The sequence below is a fragment of the Chryseobacterium sp. II3a genome (assembly GCF_057815135.1).
Genome location: NZ_JBYPZJ010000020.1, coordinates 1 through 20,003, shown reverse-complemented (window position 1 = coordinate 20,003; position 20,003 = coordinate 1). Strand labels below are relative to the sequence as shown.

The 20,003-nt window shown below is 34.4% G+C and carries 19 protein-coding genes and 1 pseudogene; 16 read left to right on the top strand and 4 right to left on the bottom strand.

The annotated features are described in order from the left end of the window. The 14 genes and pseudogenes from AC3HD6_RS23750 to AC3HD6_RS23685 all read left to right on the top strand — a co-directional run. Positions 1-579, top strand: a 579-nt coding sequence (locus AC3HD6_RS23750) for a hypothetical protein (protein ID WP_488897836.1), incomplete at its 5' end; no start/stop codon positions are given. Then, positions 579-1,265 (top strand): hypothetical protein, encoded by a 687-nt coding sequence (locus tag AC3HD6_RS23745; RefSeq protein ID WP_488897835.1) that lies wholly within the window; start codon positions 579-581, stop codon positions 1,263-1,265. The genes AC3HD6_RS23750 and AC3HD6_RS23745, both read left to right, overlap by 1 nt. A 363-nt stretch (positions 1,266-1,628) precedes the next feature. After that, positions 1,629-2,672, top strand: coding sequence for a hypothetical protein (locus AC3HD6_RS23740; RefSeq protein WP_488898566.1), 1,044 nt, complete (start codon positions 1,629-1,631; stop codon positions 2,670-2,672). Between the two features lie 27 nt (positions 2,673-2,699). Further along, positions 2,700-3,248: a hypothetical protein gene (locus AC3HD6_RS23735; protein ID WP_488898565.1), complete on the top strand. Its 549-nt coding sequence runs from the start codon at positions 2,700-2,702 to the stop codon at positions 3,246-3,248. A 428-nt stretch (positions 3,249-3,676) separates the two neighbouring features. Next, positions 3,677-4,006: a hypothetical protein gene (locus AC3HD6_RS23730; RefSeq protein WP_488898564.1), complete on the top strand. Its 330-nt coding sequence runs from the start codon at positions 3,677-3,679 to the stop codon at positions 4,004-4,006. 225 nt (positions 4,007-4,231) lie between these two features. Then, positions 4,232-5,308: pseudogene (locus AC3HD6_RS23725) on the top strand (RHS repeat-associated core domain-containing protein); the annotation flags it as partial. 61 nt (positions 5,309-5,369) lie between these two features. Next, positions 5,370-5,681 carry a hypothetical protein gene (locus AC3HD6_RS23720; RefSeq protein ID WP_488898563.1) on the top strand — a complete coding sequence of 104 codons (312 nt, stop codon included), beginning with the start codon at positions 5,370-5,372 and terminating at the stop codon, positions 5,679-5,681. Between the two features lie 90 nt (positions 5,682-5,771). Then, complete coding sequence (locus AC3HD6_RS23715; protein ID WP_488898567.1) at positions 5,772-6,920, top strand: RHS repeat-associated core domain-containing protein; 1,149 nt, start codon at positions 5,772-5,774, stop codon at positions 6,918-6,920. Then, positions 6,898-7,554 (top strand): hypothetical protein, encoded by a 657-nt coding sequence (locus AC3HD6_RS23710; RefSeq protein WP_488898562.1) that lies wholly within the window; start codon positions 6,898-6,900, stop codon positions 7,552-7,554. Before AC3HD6_RS23715 ends, AC3HD6_RS23710 begins: the two co-directional genes overlap by 23 nt. 279 nt (positions 7,555-7,833) lie before the next feature. Continuing rightward, entirely contained in the window at positions 7,834-8,598 is a 765-nt protein-coding gene (map, locus tag AC3HD6_RS23705; protein ID WP_488898561.1) for a type I methionyl aminopeptidase, read from the top strand. A gap of 132 nt (positions 8,599-8,730) precedes the next feature. Then, positions 8,731-9,276: a Crp/Fnr family transcriptional regulator gene (locus tag AC3HD6_RS23700; protein WP_488898560.1), complete on the top strand. Its 546-nt coding sequence runs from the start codon at positions 8,731-8,733 to the stop codon at positions 9,274-9,276. A 122-nt stretch (positions 9,277-9,398) separates the two neighbouring features. After that, positions 9,399-10,529, top strand: a complete 1,131-nt coding sequence (locus AC3HD6_RS23695; RefSeq protein WP_488898559.1) for an alpha/beta hydrolase — start codon at positions 9,399-9,401, stop codon at positions 10,527-10,529. A gap of 148 nt (positions 10,530-10,677) precedes the next feature. Continuing rightward, positions 10,678-12,210, top strand: coding sequence for a M20/M25/M40 family metallo-hydrolase (locus tag AC3HD6_RS23690; protein WP_488898558.1), 1,533 nt, complete (start codon positions 10,678-10,680; stop codon positions 12,208-12,210). Positions 12,211-12,529: 319 nt separating this feature from the next. After that, complete coding sequence (locus AC3HD6_RS23685) at positions 12,530-13,225, top strand: hypothetical protein (RefSeq protein WP_488898557.1); 696 nt, start codon at positions 12,530-12,532, stop codon at positions 13,223-13,225. 97 nt (positions 13,226-13,322) lie between these two features. Here the strand turns inward: AC3HD6_RS23685 and AC3HD6_RS23680 are convergent, their stop codons facing one another. The 3 genes from AC3HD6_RS23680 to AC3HD6_RS23670 all read right to left on the bottom strand — a co-directional run bounded on the left by AC3HD6_RS23680 (position 13,323) and on the right by AC3HD6_RS23670 (position 15,916). Beyond that, positions 13,323-14,153, bottom strand: a complete 831-nt coding sequence (locus tag AC3HD6_RS23680) for a hypothetical protein (RefSeq protein WP_488898556.1) — start codon at positions 14,151-14,153, stop codon at positions 13,323-13,325. Positions 14,154-14,374: 221 nt separating this feature from the next. Beyond that, positions 14,375-15,289 (bottom strand): hypothetical protein, encoded by a 915-nt coding sequence (locus AC3HD6_RS23675; RefSeq protein ID WP_488898555.1) that lies wholly within the window; start codon positions 15,287-15,289, stop codon positions 14,375-14,377. Between the two features lie 87 nt (positions 15,290-15,376). Beyond that, the gene (locus AC3HD6_RS23670; RefSeq protein WP_488898554.1) at positions 15,377-15,916 is read right to left on the bottom strand and encodes a helix-turn-helix domain-containing protein; all 540 of its coding nucleotides are present in this window, start codon (positions 15,914-15,916) and stop codon (positions 15,377-15,379) included. 344 nt (positions 15,917-16,260) lie between these two features. On the opposite strand from AC3HD6_RS23670, the gene AC3HD6_RS23665 reads away from it, so the two are divergent. Beyond that, positions 16,261-18,732: a TonB-dependent receptor domain-containing protein gene (locus AC3HD6_RS23665; RefSeq protein ID WP_488898553.1), complete on the top strand. Its 2,472-nt coding sequence runs from the start codon at positions 16,261-16,263 to the stop codon at positions 18,730-18,732. 167 nt (positions 18,733-18,899) lie between these two features. On the opposite strand, the gene AC3HD6_RS23660 is transcribed toward AC3HD6_RS23665, so the two are convergent. Beyond that, positions 18,900-19,313 (bottom strand): hypothetical protein, encoded by a 414-nt coding sequence (locus tag AC3HD6_RS23660; RefSeq protein WP_488898552.1) that lies wholly within the window; start codon positions 19,311-19,313, stop codon positions 18,900-18,902. A gap of 414 nt (positions 19,314-19,727) precedes the next feature. On the opposite strand from AC3HD6_RS23660, the gene AC3HD6_RS23655 reads away from it, so the two are divergent. Continuing rightward, positions 19,728-20,003: ISAon1 family transposase N-terminal region protein (locus tag AC3HD6_RS23655; RefSeq protein WP_488898489.1), on the top strand; the 276-nt coding region annotated here is incomplete at its 3' end.

The following is a 20,003-nucleotide window of genomic DNA, read 5'->3' as shown; positions in this document are numbered from 1 at the left end:
GGAAGTGTAGGGAATTTGTTTTCTATGGTAGAGCAGTTGAAAAAAGCTGGATGGGATGATCCAATTAATACTAAGGCGAAATATAATGATAAAGATGCCCTACTTAAAAAAGTTCCAGCATTAGCTGAGATATTTGCAATAACAGGAGCTGGTTTTAAGGAGGATTCTACGATTAATTCTCCTGGGGTTACAAGAGGAAAAGAGGTTCTAATAAATATGAATAACATTTCAAATATACTTAGTTATGCTTTTACACTGGGGCATGAAATGTATGGTCATGTTTTTGCAAACTTATTTTTTAGAGATACTTTTAATCGTGTAACTCGTACTCCAGAGAAAAGTACTAGGGCATTTGATTTTTTTCAAGAGACTATGGGGTTGGATTGGGAACTTAGGATGGGAAGTACAAAGTGGTGTGGCTTTTCAGGTCTTGAAGCAGCTTCGTTTTATTATAACGTGAAAAATTTAGGATCAGGATATGATCAATCAATTATTGATAAAGTAAGTATTTACTATAATCGATTAAAGTTCGAGTGGAATAATATTTATAATCAAAAATTAATACAACTCAAGAAATAATGAAAACTACATTTTTTATAATATTTTCCTTTTGTGGGAATTATCTTTTTTCGCAGATAAAACTAGAACTCAAGCTAGATTTCGATGATAAGATTGCAGATATTACTATAGTTAATAATTCTTCTGAAAACTACGCTTTTCCATTGGATAAAAGCTTTTTACGGCCATATGAACCTGAATGTTTTAATTATCAGGAATATGAAGGAGATTTCCCTTTTTTAGCATTAATGTTAATGATAGAAAAGCAAAATAATAACGAATTATTAACATATTATGTAGAGGACTACGTAGATCCTGTTAAGTTTGATTCAATAACTAGAGAATATCAAAAGGAGAAAAAAAAATATGATAATTTAATTGAGAATTGGAGAATTATAAACAAGATTAAGAAAATGAAAGATGCTAAAATAAATTATAGTATTATGAATAGTTTTGTTTATTTAAAACCAAATGAAAAAATAAATTATAAAGTCAGAATAAATATTAATAATATAACCAATCAAAAGTTTAAGTTTTACTCATACTCTTATGATTCTTTTCAAACATATAAGTATTATTTAGAATATTGTGATGTATCAAAGGCGTATGAGTATTTAACAAAAAAACAAAAGAAAGAAATAAAAGAAAAAGGCTATACATTATTCTCTAATAAAATAATTTCTAATTTTTATATAGATAAGAGGTAAAAAGATTTAATGGATTATTCAAATCCAAACTGCGCATTCTATGATAAAAAGCAAGTAAAAAGTATTTAAATTTAAGATGCAAATTTATAAGTATTAACAAATGGAGTATTACGTGCTATTACAGCAAATGCTACTGATTATTTTGCATTTCATGTTATTTATTACTAAGAGGGAATGTTTTCCCCTAGCTGCCGCACGAATCCTTTCGTGTGGCATTTTTATTAACAATTATCTATATTTATGAGTACAAAGACCACCTTGGAAATACCAGGGTAAGCTTTACCAAAAACAGCGCAGGCGTTATTAAGTTACAGATAACAACCACTATTATCCTTTTGGGTTAAACCATATTGGAAGCTTTTTTTGAACATACCTGATCTGGGAAGATGGGGAGTTGTAGCTGCTCTTGCAGAGGTAATGAGAAGACATTCTCCTTATAACTATTCATTTAATAATCCTGTCAACTATATAGATCCGGATGGAAACTCTCCAAGAAGTACATATGGCGAACATTCAGCTTTCAATGGTGATTATGATCCTAATACATCTCTATCCGGGTATAATGGAATGGTGGGAGCTCACGGGATGTATTTTGCCAGTGATGGCGGAGGTAGTTTTGGATGGGAGCAAAAAGGAAGTAGTCCTATTACTGGGGATTATTCTTTATTAAATGATTTGATATCAATGTGGGAAGCAAGGGGAATTCAAGCCAGTATTTCTCCTAGTGGTTATTTAACATATTGGACAGGTTCTTCAACTCAAAATTCTTATAGAAAAGATGGGGAGTTGCATGTAGATGCTGATCTTGGGATAATGCATAGGATAGAACTAAATAATACTCCAGTAGATGCATATAAAAATTGGATAGATTGGGGAGCTACTACAATAGGTGGTGGATTTGACTATCTTGCTAAGCGAAGAACAGCTCTTTACAATAATGGATATTGGATTGATAATCTTGGGCAAATGAGAAGTATTGCCTATGCAGGAAGAGCCAGAGGATCTTTAATAGGATTAAGAAGCGACTATGTAAGAGCTACTGCAATGTATGGAAAATATGCTAAAAGAGCAGGCTATGTAGGTTATGCTATTAGTGCAGGACAAATAGGTTATGGAGTTTACCAGGATGAGGGAAAATTTGGTGTTAGAGCTCAAGTGGCAACAGCAAATGTTGCTGGAGGTATGGCTGGAGCTTGGGTAGGAGCTGAAGCTGGTTCTTGGATGGGTATGAAAGCAGGAGCTGCTATTGGTGTTTGGTTTGAAGGAATTGGAGCAATACCTGGTGGAGCAATTGGTGGAGCAATTGGAGGAATAATAGGAGGAATTGTAGGAGGAGTATATGGAGGAGACTATGCGGAAGAATGGGCCAGTGGTAAGTTAAATAAAGCTACTCCTATAAAACAATAAACAAGAAGAATTTAAGATAGAAAACCTATGGAAAGGATTTGGAACTATATACATTATTTTATTTTTCAATTCGAGATCAAAGCAACATATTTTTTTAGAAATATTTTAAACTTTATTTTTAGTCCTATCACTAAAATTAAAGTTTTTAAAAAAGGTTTAGAAAAAAAAAATAGTTCGTTTAAGCATATTGATGATATTGCCTTAAATTTATCTAATAACCCCTTATATGGTAAAAGTATAGCATTTGCAGGTATTCATACTGGAGGGTTAATAATCCTTATAGAGTATGGGTTATTCAATATTCTACAAACAATATTAGGGAAAGCATTTATGCAATTCGTTTGGGGACCAGGCAATTCATATAAATGGATTTTTGTTATAGGATTATTGGCTATCCCATGGATTATTAATGAGAAATTACTTTTTAAGAATGATAAATATTTAAAATATTTCGATGAATTCGATAAAGAACCCAAAGAAGTAAGACGTAAATGGGCATGGATAAGTTTTGGAATTATTATTGGAATTATTACTTTTTTTGTTTTAAGTTTTATTCTATTATCAAAAATATATTAATTAAAAGAATCTTCTGTTGGTAAGAGATTTCCTCCGCTGACGCGAGTATCATGCTCGTGCCCTGCTGCGCAAAGTCTCATGACTTTGAGCTGATAAATAAAAGAGGCAGTCCTTTTGAGACGGCCTCTTTTCATAATCTACTGTGAAAATGACCATATTTGTCAGTAAGAATCACTTATGTAATAAGGTAAGCTTTACCCAAAACAACTCAGGCGTTCTTGAAGTTATAGATACCAACAATTATTTATTCTGCCTCCAGAAGAGGACCTGGAGGAGTGATTTTAAAACAAACTTTTCCTATGTCAAGATTATCTTTTTATGATAGGCATGGTGAAGGTGAAGTTCAAGTTTTTGGACCTGTTCACGTTGCTCAAGTTATTAATCCTTGGGGTTCTGGAACTTGGACGCCATATTTAAAATAAAAAATTATGGAAGACAAAATAATACAAGAATTATATAGTATAAGAAATTACCTAGATCAAGTTGAATATTATATCAATAATATTAAAGATAAAATAATTATGGATTCTTTTGTTCAAACAAGAGAACATCTATATAATATTTATAATGATAGATTGGGTGTGGGTGTTCATTTAGGTAACTATTTTGAAGGCCATCGTGAGGTGGTAAAAGAAATGGAAAATTCAAATTTAGAAAATGTAAGATTATCTTATATTGATGGAGAGAAAAAAAGCTGTTCCATTTTTAGTAGTGAAGACTATAATATCATTCTAGGTATTATATTTTATGATAATTAAATGATCCAATATATTGGGGATGAGGTGTTTGTAGTACAAGATCTATTACTTCAAATGATAAAATATAAACCCAAGCTGCCACATGAATCCTTTCGTGTGGCATTTTTATTAACAATTATCTATATTTACTAGTATAAAGATCATTTAGGAAATACCAGGGTAAGCTTTACCAAAAACAGCGCAGGCGTTCTTGAAGTTACCGATACCAACAATTATTATCCTTTTGGGCTAAACCATATTGGAAACTCTTTCCTATCTAGTTTAGGAAGCTATAATGCCTACAAGTATAATGGCAAAGAGGTACAGGAAACTGGGATGTATGATTATGGCGCAAGAATGTATATGCCTGATCTGGGAAGATGGGGTGTTGTAGATGCTTATGCAGAGATAATGAGGAGATATTCTCCTTATAATTATGCATTTAATAATCCTGTCAACTATATAGATCCGGATGGGAATGCTCCTTACAATCCAAGAGATATTCACGGAGATCATTCAGCATTTAATGGAGATTTTGATCCTAATAGCTCTTTATCCGGCTATAATGGAATGTCTGGCTCTTTAGGAATGTATTTTGCAAATGATGCTGGTGCTGGCGGCTATTCTTGGGGTATACATGTAAAGGGAAATGGAGAGACATCAGCCAACAATAGCAGTGGTAAATATTCTTTATTAGATGATTTACGAGCCATGTGGGAAGCAAAAGGAATATATTCAAGTATTTCTCCTAATGGTTATTTGACATACTGGACAGGTGGAGCTGCAGGAAATGCTAATACAGCACAGGAAATGGTTGCTAATATGTTTAAAATTACTGAAAATTTAGGTAATACTCTTCAGAATAATTTTACTGATGTTGCAAATAATCGTTATTTTGTTTCAGGGCATGTAATAACAAGTGAATCGGTTGCTCGCTTTGGAGCTTATGCTTTAGATAAAGCATTAAGGCCTGACTATTCAGTAAATTACACTGTACTGAATAACAATGCCAAACCATACAGGGTGACAACGATAGCAGGTATTAAAATGCAACCTTCCACAGCTGCAACCTTAAGTAAAGTTGCTAAATACGGAGGATATGCTTTAGCTGCTGTCTCATTGGTAGCTACAGAGGCTCAATATTCAAGTGGAAGTATTGGAAATACTGAGAGAGTTATGAACCATATGATGACGGGAGTCGGCTTAGTACCTACCCCATGGACTATGGGTATTGCTTTGGGATATGGTATTGTTACAGGGGGGTATCAGGCTATAACTGGCAGAAGTATTTTCAATGATTTAGGATTAGGACCGCAACAATAATTAGAAGATGATAAAATATATAGATTATTTAATTTTCCATTTGGATTGTTTATATAAAAGGATGGATAAATTTAAATACAAAGATCGAGGAACAGAAAAATTTTGGCTAGTAGTAATAATTTCAAGTTTTATTAATTTAAACCTTTCAAGTATTGATAATATTTTTTTTGGAAGTTATTTTAGCCTTCAATATAAATATATTTTCTTTTTATTAATACCAATTATTATGTTTATAGTTAATTTACTATTTATAAAGCACGAAAGATTTTTAGATTATGATTTTAAAGAGAGTTATAAAGGATATGTAGGATTGTTAATATTGTTTATAATAATGATAATACTCATGGCAATGGTACAGCCAATAAAACAATAAATTATAATAAGTTTTTTGCAAAATCTATGGCTTTCAGGTTATATATAAACCGTTACAATTGTAATGGTTTATATATTTTGAAGAAGAAACATCAGGGTCAATTTTGCTAAAAACAGTGCAGGCGTTCTTGAAGTTACAGATACCAATAACTATTATCCTTTTGGATTAAACCATATCGGGAACTCTTTCCTGTCTAGTTTAGGAAGCTATAATGCCTACAAGTACAATGGCAAAGAGGTGCAGGAAACGGGGATGTATGATTATGGCGCAAGAATGTACATGCCTGATCTGGGAAGATGGGGTGTTGTAGATGCTTATGCAGAAAAGATGAGAAGACACTCGCCTTATAATTACGCATTTAATAACCCTGTTAATTTTATAGACCCGGATGGGAATACTCCTAGAGGTACCTATGGAGAACATTCAGCTTTTAATTGCGATTACGATCCTAATAGTTCTTTATCCGGTTATAATGGAATGGGGGGAGCCCATGGGATGTATTTTGCGAATAATGACGGAGGTGGTTTTGCTACAGAAAATAAAGCGGTAAATATTATTCTTAATTTTATAAGAAATGATAAAGAAGGTCTTGGTAATTTTGTAAATAGTGATTTTGAACAATATGGATGGCATGTAATTGATGCTACTAGCCTTATAGATGCTTTAGCTAAATTATCTTCGTATTTAGGGGATAGTATGGCTAATAACATCTTTATAAACACACATGGATTAATAAGTGAGCGATATGTTTACGATGGAAACGGACAATTGATTTCTGACCTAAGTATTAGTGGTAGAAATGGATATAAAGTAGCAGGAGATACTGGATTTTATACAACTAAGGATCAGATTTTAGGGAGTCATTTACAGCAATATATTACGGATAAAAGTAAATTATCTTCTGTTACATTAAAAAGCATAGATAGTTTTATTGATGTGGCTAATTATGTAAAAAAAGATAAAAATTTGATTATGGGTTCATGTAAATCTGCTCAATATGATGACCTTTTTGGTAATGGAATATCATCACTTGTAAAGTCCAGAGATATTTTTGTAAATAGAGATTATTCAAGTTTGTGGCCTATAGGCGGAAAAATAAGGTTCCAAGATTTTACTGGTTTTAATCAAACTTCTAACAAAAATTATATAAAAGGATGGGTACAATATAGAGATGATGCCACTGTTCAAGAAAATTTTAACATAATAATGACCAAATATGGAGTCAAAACAATTAAATAAAATAATACTATTATTAGCTTTAGGTTTTTCAATCAATTTGTTTTCTCAACTACAAATGGCAGATATAGATGGGGAAAAGTTGACAATTAATTTAAAATCACAAAAATCAAACTTTGTAAAAATAATTGAAAATAAAGATTTCGATGTATTCTATATTTTAGATAAAGAAAGATTTATTTTTGATAAAAGACACAAAAATGTAGATTTGGTAAACTTGATGTTTTTTTCTAAAAAATATAATAAAGGAATTCTTGCTATATTTAAGCAAAGTATTGAATATAAAAAGAAATCTGATTATAATATAACTTTACATACAAATTTTCACAATCAATATATGTTTCAACCATCGATGATTATAGTCGATAACGATTTTAATTATGAGTATCTTATGAAATATTATTATATGCCTTTACCATATGATAAAAATGTATACACTTCAGGTGTTAAAATACAGGATAATAAAAATAGATGTAATACAGTTGAATTTAATATAAAGGGAAATATGATCTATGAGAACATAGATGATATTTTGAGTAATATCTCTAAAATATCTAAAAGTGATTCTAATAAGAAATGTGATCCTATTATTGCTGAAATTGATCTTAGAGTTTTTTTTCAAAAAATTATTAAATAATATTTTCCAAGCTACCCCCAAGCTGCCGCACGAATCCTTTCGTGTGGCATTTTTATTAACAATTAGCTAAAATTACCAGCATAAGACCACTTAAAATACTAGCCTAAACTTTCTCAAAAACAGCACATACCTTTCTGAATTGAGAGATAAGACAATTTTCAATAACAACTATTAACATCATCTTTTCTTAATAAAAGAAATTTATATTCTTTAACTTTGTCTTTTTCAGTAGCTAACACTTCTTAGCATTGAAATTCATACCAACCCAAAAATAAAATTATGTCAATTACCAACGGTGAAGAGCTAATCGGAATGCAAAAAGTGAGTGAAGCAGTGGCTTATACCCTGAAAGAGATGAGGCAATATGCTCAGCCAGGGATGACTACAAAAGAACTTGATGCGTATGGAGCTAAAATTCTTGCTGATTTCGGAGCCAAGTCCGCACCTTACCTTACGTATGGATTTCCCGGATGGACTTGCATAAGTGTAGATAACGAATTTTGCCATGGGATTCCTACAGATCAAAGGGTTTTACAAGAAGGAGACCTTATCAACATTGATGTTTCTGCTGAACTTAACGGATATTGGGCTGATAACGGAGGTTCTTTCATTGTTGGAAAAGATGTGAATGACCATCAAAAATTGGTGGATGCTTCCCGGGATATTCTTCAAAAAGCTATTGATACTATCAAAGGAGGGGTAAAAATAGCCGATATTGGATTCTTAATGGAAACCGAGGCGAAGAAAAGAGGCTTTAAAGTCATTAAAAATCTTGGCGGACATGGAGTAGGAAGAAGTTTACATGAACAGCCTGATGAATTGTTAAATTATAAAAACCGTTTTGATACCAGACGTTTTAAGAAAAATTCTGTGGTGGCTATTGAAACATTTATTTCCACATCTTCAAATCTTGCTGTAGAATTAAAAGACGGCTGGACAATGGTAGGAAACAAAGGCGGCTATATGGCACAGCATGAACATACCATTTTAATCACCGATGGAAAACCTGTCATTTTAACTGAAATGAATGGAATATTGAATTAATATCCTCCGTTTATTAAGATTTTATCTCCACTTCTGAATATATTTTAATGATTAATCTTGTTTATCCGGTAAATGGATGAAAGGAGATGTTGGGTCTCTAATATTAAAGTTATTCAATTAAAAGCATATAAAATGATCAGTGAAAAGAATCTGAAGATTATTGAAAACTTCATGTATTTATTTGATAGCCATATCTATCGGAAAAAGGAGATCGTGATGGATATTGATCAGGTTCATCGTGACTTATTTTATATTAAAAAAGGAGTTGCCAGGATCTTTTATTATGATGAAAAAGCACAGGATCATACCCATTGGATCAGCTCAGATCAGAGTTTTATAGCGCTTTTTTCGAGTGTACTGTCCGGAAAAGCAGTTCCATTTGGAATTGAAGTGATAGAAGATCACAGCGAAATATTCAGATTACCTTACCGCCAACTTCTGAAGCTCAAATCAGAGAATCCCGAAATACAGCAGTTTATGGAAGATTTGTTTGCTGAAAGTTTGATCACAATGGGAAGCCGGCTGATGGATCTCCAGGTCAAAACTACAGATCAGCGTTATGATGATTTTGTAGCAGCCCATCCGGATTGGCTTCAGAGAATTAATCTTGGATATATTGCAGGATATCTGGGAATGACCCAGCAGCAATTGAGCAAAGTAAGAGCTCAGCAGAAATAATCCTTTTTTAATCCAGGTGAAAAGAAAAGCTAAACGTAAAAACTAATTTCGAAAAAAGTTTAGCTCATAAGGTATTGCTGAAAGATAAAAGCATACCATTTTTTCACCAAAATAGAAACATAATGAAAAAAGGAACGTATCAATTGCATGATGAAGCCAATTTTAATTTTCAACTGAACAGAACCTTAATGTGGGGGGATGGAGATCTGGAAGAAATCAGAACGATAGCATCAAGGATCAATACCACAGAAGATTGGGTCAGGGAAATGAGTTCTCTTGCTAAAGAAGCCGAAGCCGAAAAACAGATTCCCAAAGCCATTGGGTATTATAGAATGGCCGAGTTTTTTGAAGCAGATGGAACCCCGGAAAAATCGAGATTATATTCCAAATCAAAATCTCTATTTTATGACTATCACAAAGCTATTTTTGAACAGGAAATCAGACGGGATGAGGTAGACTATGAAAATGGAAAATTACCCGTTTGGATCTGCCTTCCTAAACAGGAAATAAAAGATACCGTGATGATTCATGGAGGAAATGACTCTTATATGGAAGAATTTTTACCGGTCGTTCAACGCTTAGTATCCGAAGGCATTGCAGTATATATTTTTGATGGCCCGGGACAGGGAGGTGCTTTAAGAGAATCCGGAATTTATTATACCTATGAATGGGAAAAGCCCGTTAAGGCTATTTTAGATGCCCATAATTTGGAGAATATAACTTTAATTGGACTGTCTTTAGGAGGAATGTTGGCACCAAGAGCTGCAGCATTTGAAAATCGTATCAAAAGGGTAGTGGCCTGGGGAATTATGCCTAGTTTTTATGATGTTATATTAACCAAAGTTCCTCAGGAATTAAGAATGTTGATGGAGGCAGAAGAAAAAGAAAAGGTAAATGAGCTTGTTCAAAAGAAAATGGAAGTTGACCCTCTGGTAAAATGGGCGATGCAGCACGGAATGTTCAGTATGAATGTGGAAACACCTTACGATTATATCAAAAAGGCCCAACGTTTTGAAATGGAAAGTATTGGATCACAGATTACCCAGGACTTTTTACTTCTAGGCTCTAATGAAGATCACTTTATCCCTGTTGAATTATACAAAAGAGTGATAGATGCTTTGCCTAATGTAAAATCTCTTACCTACAAAATGTACACAAAGAACGATCACGCTGAAAACCATTGTAATTTTGGAAATACAGAACTTGTTTTGAGTGATATTATCCATTGGATATTTTGGGCTGGAAGTAAGTAAAAGTATATTTTTTATTTAAAAATTAAGGTTGTTTCTGAGGAAGCAGCCTTTTTTATAGGATAATAGTTGAAACCTTGAGCTTTAAAATTGTTAATCAGCAAATACTTTCCTATCTTTAAAGAACCAAACCATTCAGAAACTATTCACTATGAAAAAAGTTCTTTTAACCATTCTTGGAATTGTTGTTATTCTTGCTGCTGTAGTCTTGATTAAAACTTATACATATCCTTTTAAAAAAAATCTTTCAGGAGCAGGGGAAGGCTGGAAGCCAGCAAAAAATGATTCTGCTGTGTCAAGATTTTCAGGAGGAATAAAGATTCCTACTGTTTCTACAGGAAGTCTGGGTGAATTTAATTACGAGCCTTTTGATCGGTTTAAAGAATACTTAAAGGCCACCTATCCATTGGTATATCAAAATACCGAAAATGTAGAAGTCAATAAATTTGGTCTGGTTTTCAGGCTAAAAGGGAGTAACCCCCAATTAGAACCGATATTGTTCCTATCTCATATGGATGTAGTCCCGCCTGGAGATGCAGATATTAAAAATACCGCTGAAAATGTTTTCAGACCGGATGATAAACCGGCAGAACCAGTGGCTAAAGTTGCTGAAGATTGGGATTTTCCCCCTTTTTCAGGGGCTGTAGCTAACGGGAGAATTTATGGAAGAGGAGCGATAGATATGAAAGGAATGCTTTTCTCCTTGATGGAGTCTATGAATAATCTTATTAAGAGCAAACAGATTCCTCAAAGAGATATTTATTTAGCTTTTGGTTTTGATGAAGAAGTGGGCGGAAAGAATGGAGCCATTCAGATTGCCAATTATTTTAAGCAAAAAGGACTGAAATTCGATGCTGTATATGATGAAGGCGGATTGATCATGCGAAAAGGCAATGTGGCCGGAGTGGATGCTGACGTTGCAGTAGTAGGATGTGCTGAAAAAGGGTTCCTTTCTGCCAAAATAAAAGTAAAAGGGCTGGGCGGTCATTCATCCATGCCGCCTATGGAAAGTGCCATCGGAAAAGCTGCTGTCATTATGCAAAGGCTGGAAGATGATCAGATGAAACCTGTTATCACTCCATTAGTAAAAGAATTTTTTGATAATATTGGTGGAGCTATGCCTTTTACAACAAGGCTGGCTTTGGCTAATCAATGGCTTTTAAAACCGGTATTAATCTCTCAACTTACCAAAAGCAATACAACCAATGCATTGGTAAGAACTACAACGGCATTAACAATGATGAAAGGAAGTGACGGAACCAATGTACTTTCTCCCGAAGTGGAATTTGTTGTTAATTTCAGGCTCCTTCCCGGAAATACGGTAAAAGATGTTCGGGATCATATTGCCAAGGCAACCAAAGGTTTTGATGTTGAAGTAGAAGAAATAGACAATACAAGAGAAGCTTCTGCCATATCTTCATCCAATACCAAAGCGTTCAAGCTGATTGAAGCTGGAGTAAAAGAAATTTATCCGGAGGCGATTGTTTCCCCATATCTTACAATGGCCGGAACAGACGCCGGGAAATATGAGATTGTAAGCAAAAATGTCTACAGATTCATGCCAATCAGAATCAACAGTGCAGAACAGCAGAGTATTCACAGTACCAACGAATATCTAAGCATCGAAAACTATCTGAAGATGATCCACTATTTTGAGTTTATGATGAAGAATTATGATAAGTAGAGAAGAGATAATTCAACAGTGAATGGTCAATACGCTTCGCTTGTCAGTTTTTGGAGATAAAGGAGATTCAGCATAGATGTTTAAAGTTCAAGGTTCAATGTTTAAAGTTTAATGTTGTCTGTTGAGGGAATAGTCGGCTGCTATTCACCATTCACTTGCGCAGCAAAATTCACCATTGACATTCAATGGCTCAGGATTTCTGGTTGCAGATTACGGTCCATCATCACATCTCTCTATTCTCTTTTTTTAAATAAAAATATAATGCGTCAAGTTTTGTCGCTTTACGGCAATAGCTTTGTCATATCAAAATTACAGAGCTATGGAATTGCCACTTTACTTACACTTTACCGACTTTGAAGACCATTATTATGATCATCTTGAAAAATGGTTTGAAGAATATCATAATGCTAGTGAGGCAGACTATCTGAAAGCTTTAGCAGCGATGTATAGCCCTTATCTCTACTACAATTTTGCTGATGACAGCCTGCAGGCAGATGCTACTATTGAAATCAAAGAATGTTTCTTTCCTTATCATGAAAAGATTGGGCTCTCTTTCTGCACAGGCTGTGAGAATGGAGTATCATCCAAAAAAGGAATGAACCATGTTTTTGAATGGAAAAGCATTTCTATGATGGAATATGCTCAACATATTCTGGATAAGATCAACAGGTATTGCACAAAAAATAAAGAAGCCCTGAGCGGCAATAAAAATATCCTGGATTACATCAATGATTATGATATTGTAACTTCCAGAGAAGGTATTGGATATTGTATTAGTTATAACAGACATCAGATGACCATTCCTTTCCTTAAAGCCTATCTTCCTTATTTTGGACAAACTGTAGATATGGCCTTGTACAGAGATTTTATCTTTTCCGTAGTACAGATCGCAGCATTTATTGATCAGAAATTGAAAACAATTCAGGCTTTTGAGCATACTATTTATGCGCATTCCAAAGCCGAAGCAAAATTCAAAGTGCAGATGAGCCGTCAGTTTCTGACCCTGTGCAACTAAAATTTCACACCACATTCATACTTAATTATATTGCGGAGAATCCTATATTTTCCAACGAAAATCCCAGCTGGTAATAGGCTGGGATTTTTAATTTATTTTAATCAAGGTGGTCCTGATCCGTCGTATCTCTCTTTTTGTAAGGAATATTCCAGATGAGGTCTGCCGCAATATAATGAACTCCGCCATGATGAATACTTTGGCTGCCTCTGATGAGATCATCCATATAACCGATATCTACAGTAAAAGGAGAATTGGGAATATTGAACATATAATAAGCTGCCAATCGCAGTTCCCGGTATCCAAAAGAATTCCAGTGTTGATCATGTTCATTAAGATGGCTGATAGAAAATAGCGCTTCTGCACTCAATGCCAGTTTCTGATTATTCTTAGGAGATAAATTATAAGTCAACTGGCTTTTGATACGAGTTCGCAGTTGAAAGTCTTCATCCACTTTATGAAAGTCAGCGTCAAAAAACTTTCTGAATTCCTGGCGGACCGTATTTTTAAGCTTTAGTTTTTTTCCAAGATCAAAAGTATAAGCATACCTTCCATACACTCTGAACTCTTGTTCTATACCTTCCTTGTCGTAAGGGGCTTCTTTTTCATATTCAGGTTGTCGCCGGTAGCTGAGTGCATAGCTGTATTGCTGGTGAGGAGCAAAAGAATGATAAAACTCGTGGTTTAATACAAAAATAGCCTGCTTCGCAAACAGATTATTGTTATCCGGACTGCTTTTACGTCCTATGGCAATATAGCTCATGGTTTGCTTCTTCCCTAAAGAATCCAAATTTCGTTTTACTCCAAATGCTGACCAGAATGCGGTGTTGGCATCTCCAAGTCCCGGTGGACTGATCTGAGCTTTTGCCAGATTTCCAAAACAACCTGTTATACCTAATAGGAAAAGAATTTTTTTAATATCAAACCTCATGAGAACTGCTTTAAAATTAATGTTAAAACCTGCGAAATCATAAGATTAAATAAAAAATAAGTGATACGCAGAGAATGTATTTTGTCAAAACAAATGTATGAGACCTTATGAATAAAATGTTTATTCAAAAATCTTAAATACTGTTTAAAAACATGACAAAATAAGTGCTTGATTTAGGAAAGATTTGGGAATAGCAATAATTAATAAGATTTGATTTTAGATTATTCAATTCCGATTTTTCCCTTTGAACAGTCAATATAGATTTTGTGATTTAAAAATACTTTATTGCCCAGCATTCCAGACATCCCGGAAAATTTCATCAGCATATATTGCCCCTGGGAAAATCCTTCCACGTAAGTTACCTCATTTAAGGGAAGACTTTTATTTTTAAAACGGATGATATCACGAGTCTTTGTAGTATATGTTGTTAAAATATTGGGTCGTGATTGAGCTTTTTCTACCATCACTTTTGATTGTGGTATCTTTAAACTTTCCCAGTTCTCTTTATTTGTCAGCATCTCATAAGCACTGGTGCCAGAATCATATAAGAATTTCTCATCCTTCCCCTTCAGGAAACCATGAATAATGACCTTTCTTTTCTTAAACGTAAAGTCAAAAAGATTGTTTTGAAATGTATTGGGTGTTTTGTATAGATTGAAAACAATATAATGGTCCTTGAAATTAATTAAAGTTTTTCGATCTTCAAGGACATCAGCACCAAGAGTACCAATGATTTTAATAGGATTTGTTTGCTCTAAAGGTTTTCCCGTATTGGATATTTTAATCTGATTGGAAGTGACTTTCGTTTTACCAATATAGAAAGAAGTCGCTCCCCGCTCATTTTTGATGGTGATTCCCTTTAATTGTTCTATCGATTTGCCATAAAATTCGGTATAAATGGCTCCTGTATCAAACTGGAGATAATAAGTAACGGTGTCATGGGCAAAATGAATCGGAACCAGCAGGGCATTTTTATTTTCTCCAACCCATTTGATAGGAACAACTCCACTTTCATTGTCTATGCTTAAGTAATTCTTTTCAGGAGTAAACTTTTGGTCAAAATAAATGGATCCGCCTAACCCTGCAATGATGATTACAATTAAAAAGGTGAGAATAATTCGCTTTATCATTTTCATGCTGATTTTTTATGCAAGATTCGGGAATCCTTGATTATTTTGGCATGAAAACAATACGACAATTTTACGACATTTTTCTGTATTTGTTTATAAGAAGTTGGTTTTCAGCTTAATACTTAAATCATGGTTTTTATTTAAACTGATCCCATTGCTAATGACGATGAATAATTTCAACCCTAAAAATAGGAGTAAAAGAATGATAAAAAGTGGAAATTTAATTGATAATAGCTTTTGTATAAACGGGCTGATAATCATTAAGACCGAAAAAATTACTGATATAATAATCTGTATGCAGAGGATGCTTTTTCCCAGTTCCTTGTTTTTTAAATCCTTTGTCTGATAGGTTAAAATAGCAGGAATAATAATCCCTCCATACGGAATAACAAGCCCGGCCAAAGCGGAAAAATTGATCTTTTTAGCTCTTTGGATATTAGTTTGTTCTTTGGGTATAATAAGATCTTCCGGCGGAACATTCAAAGCATGGGCAAGTGCTTTTAAGGTAAACCCTTTTAGAATATTCCCAGCCTCAATCCTCTGAACGGTCCGGAGAGAAAGTCCGGATCTTTCAGCAAGCTCATTTTGAGTCATATTCATTTTTTCTCTCAAAATTTTAACCTCGTTTTCCATAATTTGTTAATTATAATGGTCATGCTAATTTAAAAAAAGGAATAAAATAGGGATACCAATGAGCTTCTTAGTTTTAAAATTAATTGTGGATAACTTGTTAATAAAATATTAGTAAAATGTGGAAAAGTACATATTCTTATTTTATAAATGCCATGAATAAGCTTGTAGAATACAATTAATATGATTAATGAAATTTGAAGCATGAATAATTTAATGTGGCTAAGAAAATGAAGAATGATGATTTTTATCTTTTATTTAGAATAATTCAAATTAGTGTTGTGTGAAAAATTGTTTATCCTTTATTTTGCACTTTTATTTATAATTAGTTTAAATAAGGCTGAAAAATGATACGATCAAGTGAATGTGAACTTCTGAAGAAGTTGCTGCCCCATGTTTATGAAGCAGAGCATGATGATGTTTTAACAGATAAAATAATACAATGGTCTAGGCCATTTTTCATTTTCTTCTTTTCCCTGATAAGTTTAACTCAATTATATGCACAAGATCTACAAGGTGGAATATCCGGTAAGATCAATATGGTAGATGGACAGCCTTTAAGATCAATATCTGTTTCATTATTGGAGGCAGATCGTCAAACCCTGACAGATGATGATGGGAATTATCGGTTCACCAGTATAAATGCCGGATCCTATACCATAAAACTACAAATCTTAGGGTCCAGGGAAATACGTATTCCTGTTCAGGTAAAAGCAGGTGAAAATACAGCGCTAGACTATCAGCTGACCGAAGAAAATATCCAGGCGATACAGGAAGTGGTCATCATGAAAAATGTCAACAGGTTTTCTAAAAAAGAAAGTGGATTTGTGGCAAGGCTTCCTCTAAAGAATCTGGAAAATCCGCAGGTATACAATACGGTAACAAAAGAACTTTTTCAGGAGCAGGTAGCTGTAGATCTTGGAAGTATTTCTAAAAATGTACCGGGAGCCGGAGTTCCTATGATTGCAAATCAGGGAAGAGTGACATTCCGTTCAAGAGGGTTTGAAACAGAGCCTAATGCAAGAAATGGAGTTGCTGGAGCTGCTTTTTCAGTGATAGACCCTGTAAACCTGGAACGTATTGAAGCCATAAAAGGGCCTTCTGCTACTTTATTCGGAAAGAGTGTAGCAAGCAGCTATGGCGGTGTGTACAACCGTGTGACAAAAAAACCTTACAATAAGTTTGGGGGCGAAGTAGGATATGTTGGCGGAAGCTGGGATTATAACCGGTTGACAGTAGATGTGAATACTCCTGTGAATAAAGACAGAACAGCACTTTTCCGTCTTAATGGTGCCGGAACGTTTGAAAAAAGCTTTCAGGACTTAGGGTTTACAAATTCATTAGCAATTGCTCCAAGTTTTTCTTATCAGATCAACGACAGGATGTCGCTTCTTCTGGATGTAGAATTTAACCAGGCAAAAGGAACCTCAGTGGTGCGTTTTAATCCTTATACAGGAAGCAACAAAACACAGTCTATAGCAGATATGAAGTTCCCTTATTATAAAAACTTTCTGGGGGATGATCTTGCTTATGAAACGCAGATGATGAATATCTTTGCTCAGCTGAACTATAAAGTTTCAGAAAACTGGACTTCCCAGACCATCATGTCCCGTGCAAGATCTACGATCAATGGCTACATTTCCGCCATTAACGGAAAAACAGATTCTACAGCAAGTGCACAGGTGATGGTAGGAACTACTTCATTTATTGCGACAAATATCCAACAAAACTTTATCGGAGACTTTCATATCGGACGTTTCAGAAACAGAATGGTCATAGGATTGGATTACTATAACAATTCAAATCATTTTGACCGTTATCACACCAATACAAAAGTTTTTAATTTTGTTAATCCATCAGCCGATTTCAGAGTAAACCGTAACACCATCGATGCTCTTACCACAACTTCGGTCATGCGAAAAGAAAATAACAGCGATAATACCTATGCGGCTTATGTATCGAATGTTTTCAATGTAACAGATCAGTTAATGGTAATGACCAGTTTGAGGGTAGACAGATTCCAGTTTAAGGGAGTTTACGACATTACCACAGGTCAGATAAAAGGAGGTTTAAGTAACAGTGGAACACAGGCGGGGCCTTATGGACAGACTGCACTTTCTCCTAAATTAGGGTTGGTTTATGAAGTATTGAAAAACAAAGTTTCGGTGTTTGGAAATTATATGAATGGTTTCAATAACGTAAGTGGAGTAGATATTAATGGAAACTCATTCAAACCAGAATATGCCAATCAGTTAGAGTTTGGGGTAAAAGGAGATCTTTTCAATCACAGGCTGGTGGGAACATTGAGTTATTATAACATCCGTGTTGATAATATATTAAGAACCAATCCGGATGATATCAATTATTCTATACAGGATGGAACTCAATTGAGCAAAGGATTTGAAGCAGAATTAACCGCTAACCCATTTGATGGACTGAATATCGTAGCAGGATACGCCTACAATGACAGTAAGTTCACGAATGCCAATCCTTCTGTTAATGGTTTGAGACCTGCGTTATCAGGTCCTGCGAATATGTTTAATTTCTGGATCAGCTACAGAGTTCCGCAAGGAAAATTAAAAGGCCTTGGAATTGGAGGAGGTGGAAATATGGGGTCTTCTTCCTATCAAACCAATACCCAAACAGCTAAAGTAATTATTCCTTCTTATACCATGTTTGATCTTGGGATTTTCTATGATCAGCCAAAATATAGAGTAGGATTGAAATTTGATAATATTACCAATGAAAAAGCATGGTCGGTACGTTTAACACCGCAGGCTCCAGCACGTTTCTTAGGAAGTGTTTCCTTGAAATTCTAAAAGAAGATTTTAATAATTGATAACAAAAAAGTCCCGGATGCATAGATCTAGGACTTTTTTGTATCATAATTCTGGAGAAAAAAGCTTAAAAACCAAAACCGCGATATTAAAAAATACCGCAGTAGAATTGATTATAATGATTGATTTTTTGAAATCCTGCTATATTCTTATGCTCCTGTTCTGCACATCGCATCCCAGGTAGTCCAGAAATGAGCATTAATAGCACCGATAGGAGGGTTGGTACTGTCAGCAACAATTCCCACCATAGAAGCACAGTTGGAATTACAGCCAATTTCATTATGGCTTCCAGTCTGAGGAGGAATTTGTCTCCATGTGCCAGTTGAACCACTTAATAATTCAACTTTAATCTCGAAAATACCTGAAAGATTAGGTGTTTGGATTTGTTTTGTCGGATTGTCGCTTGAAATAGAATCGCTCCAATTTCCCTGTGAAAATGTTACACGCCATTTGGTAATCATTTTAGAAGTTTCATGTTGAGGGGAAAGATATACCCAGAACTGTGCTCCGCCTCCCAGTTGTAACTGGCCGGATGAATTGGCATTTACGCTTGTTGATGTCATATTAAATTGATTTTTGTGGTTATTGTATAGACCAAAGTAACGAAGAATAAAACTGATGATGTAGAGTAGAAATAACCAATTACATAGTCGAGTAGAAATACTTAGATGAATGGAAAATGGAAAAATAATTTGACCTCTTTTTATTAACGCGATGCCCGCAAAGCTCTATCATGAGGTTATATGATTCTTTAAGGAAAGGTGCTTCATTCAGCAATGAGTGCCTTTTTTAGCTAGTATTATCTTCCTTTGCTGAATGCAATGCCCTTGCGAACAAAAAATATAAAGTTTAATGTTATTTTTTGCGAACTTGGCGTTTAAATTATAATAGAGAAGAGTTTACGTCAAATTAATCCGCAAATTATTGGATCAGTCTCAAAAGTTGGGGGAAATGTTAAGTTGATGTATCTTTGAATTATGTTAAGCGATCACGAACTTCTCAAATTATTACTTCCAGAATTTTTAGTTGAATACTTTGACATCCTCAAAGCAGAAGACCACAATGGTGAACTTCATATCTATTTTGAAGAAAAAAACAGTATTCCACAAGAGTTTAAAGAACGGCAGTTGGAATCAAAGGGTTTTCTGTCTGAGATTGTTGTGGATGATTATCCATTAAGGGGTAAAATCGTAAAACTCCATGTGAAAAGAAGAAGATGGACAGATAAGTCATCAGGAGAAATTCTTCAAAGA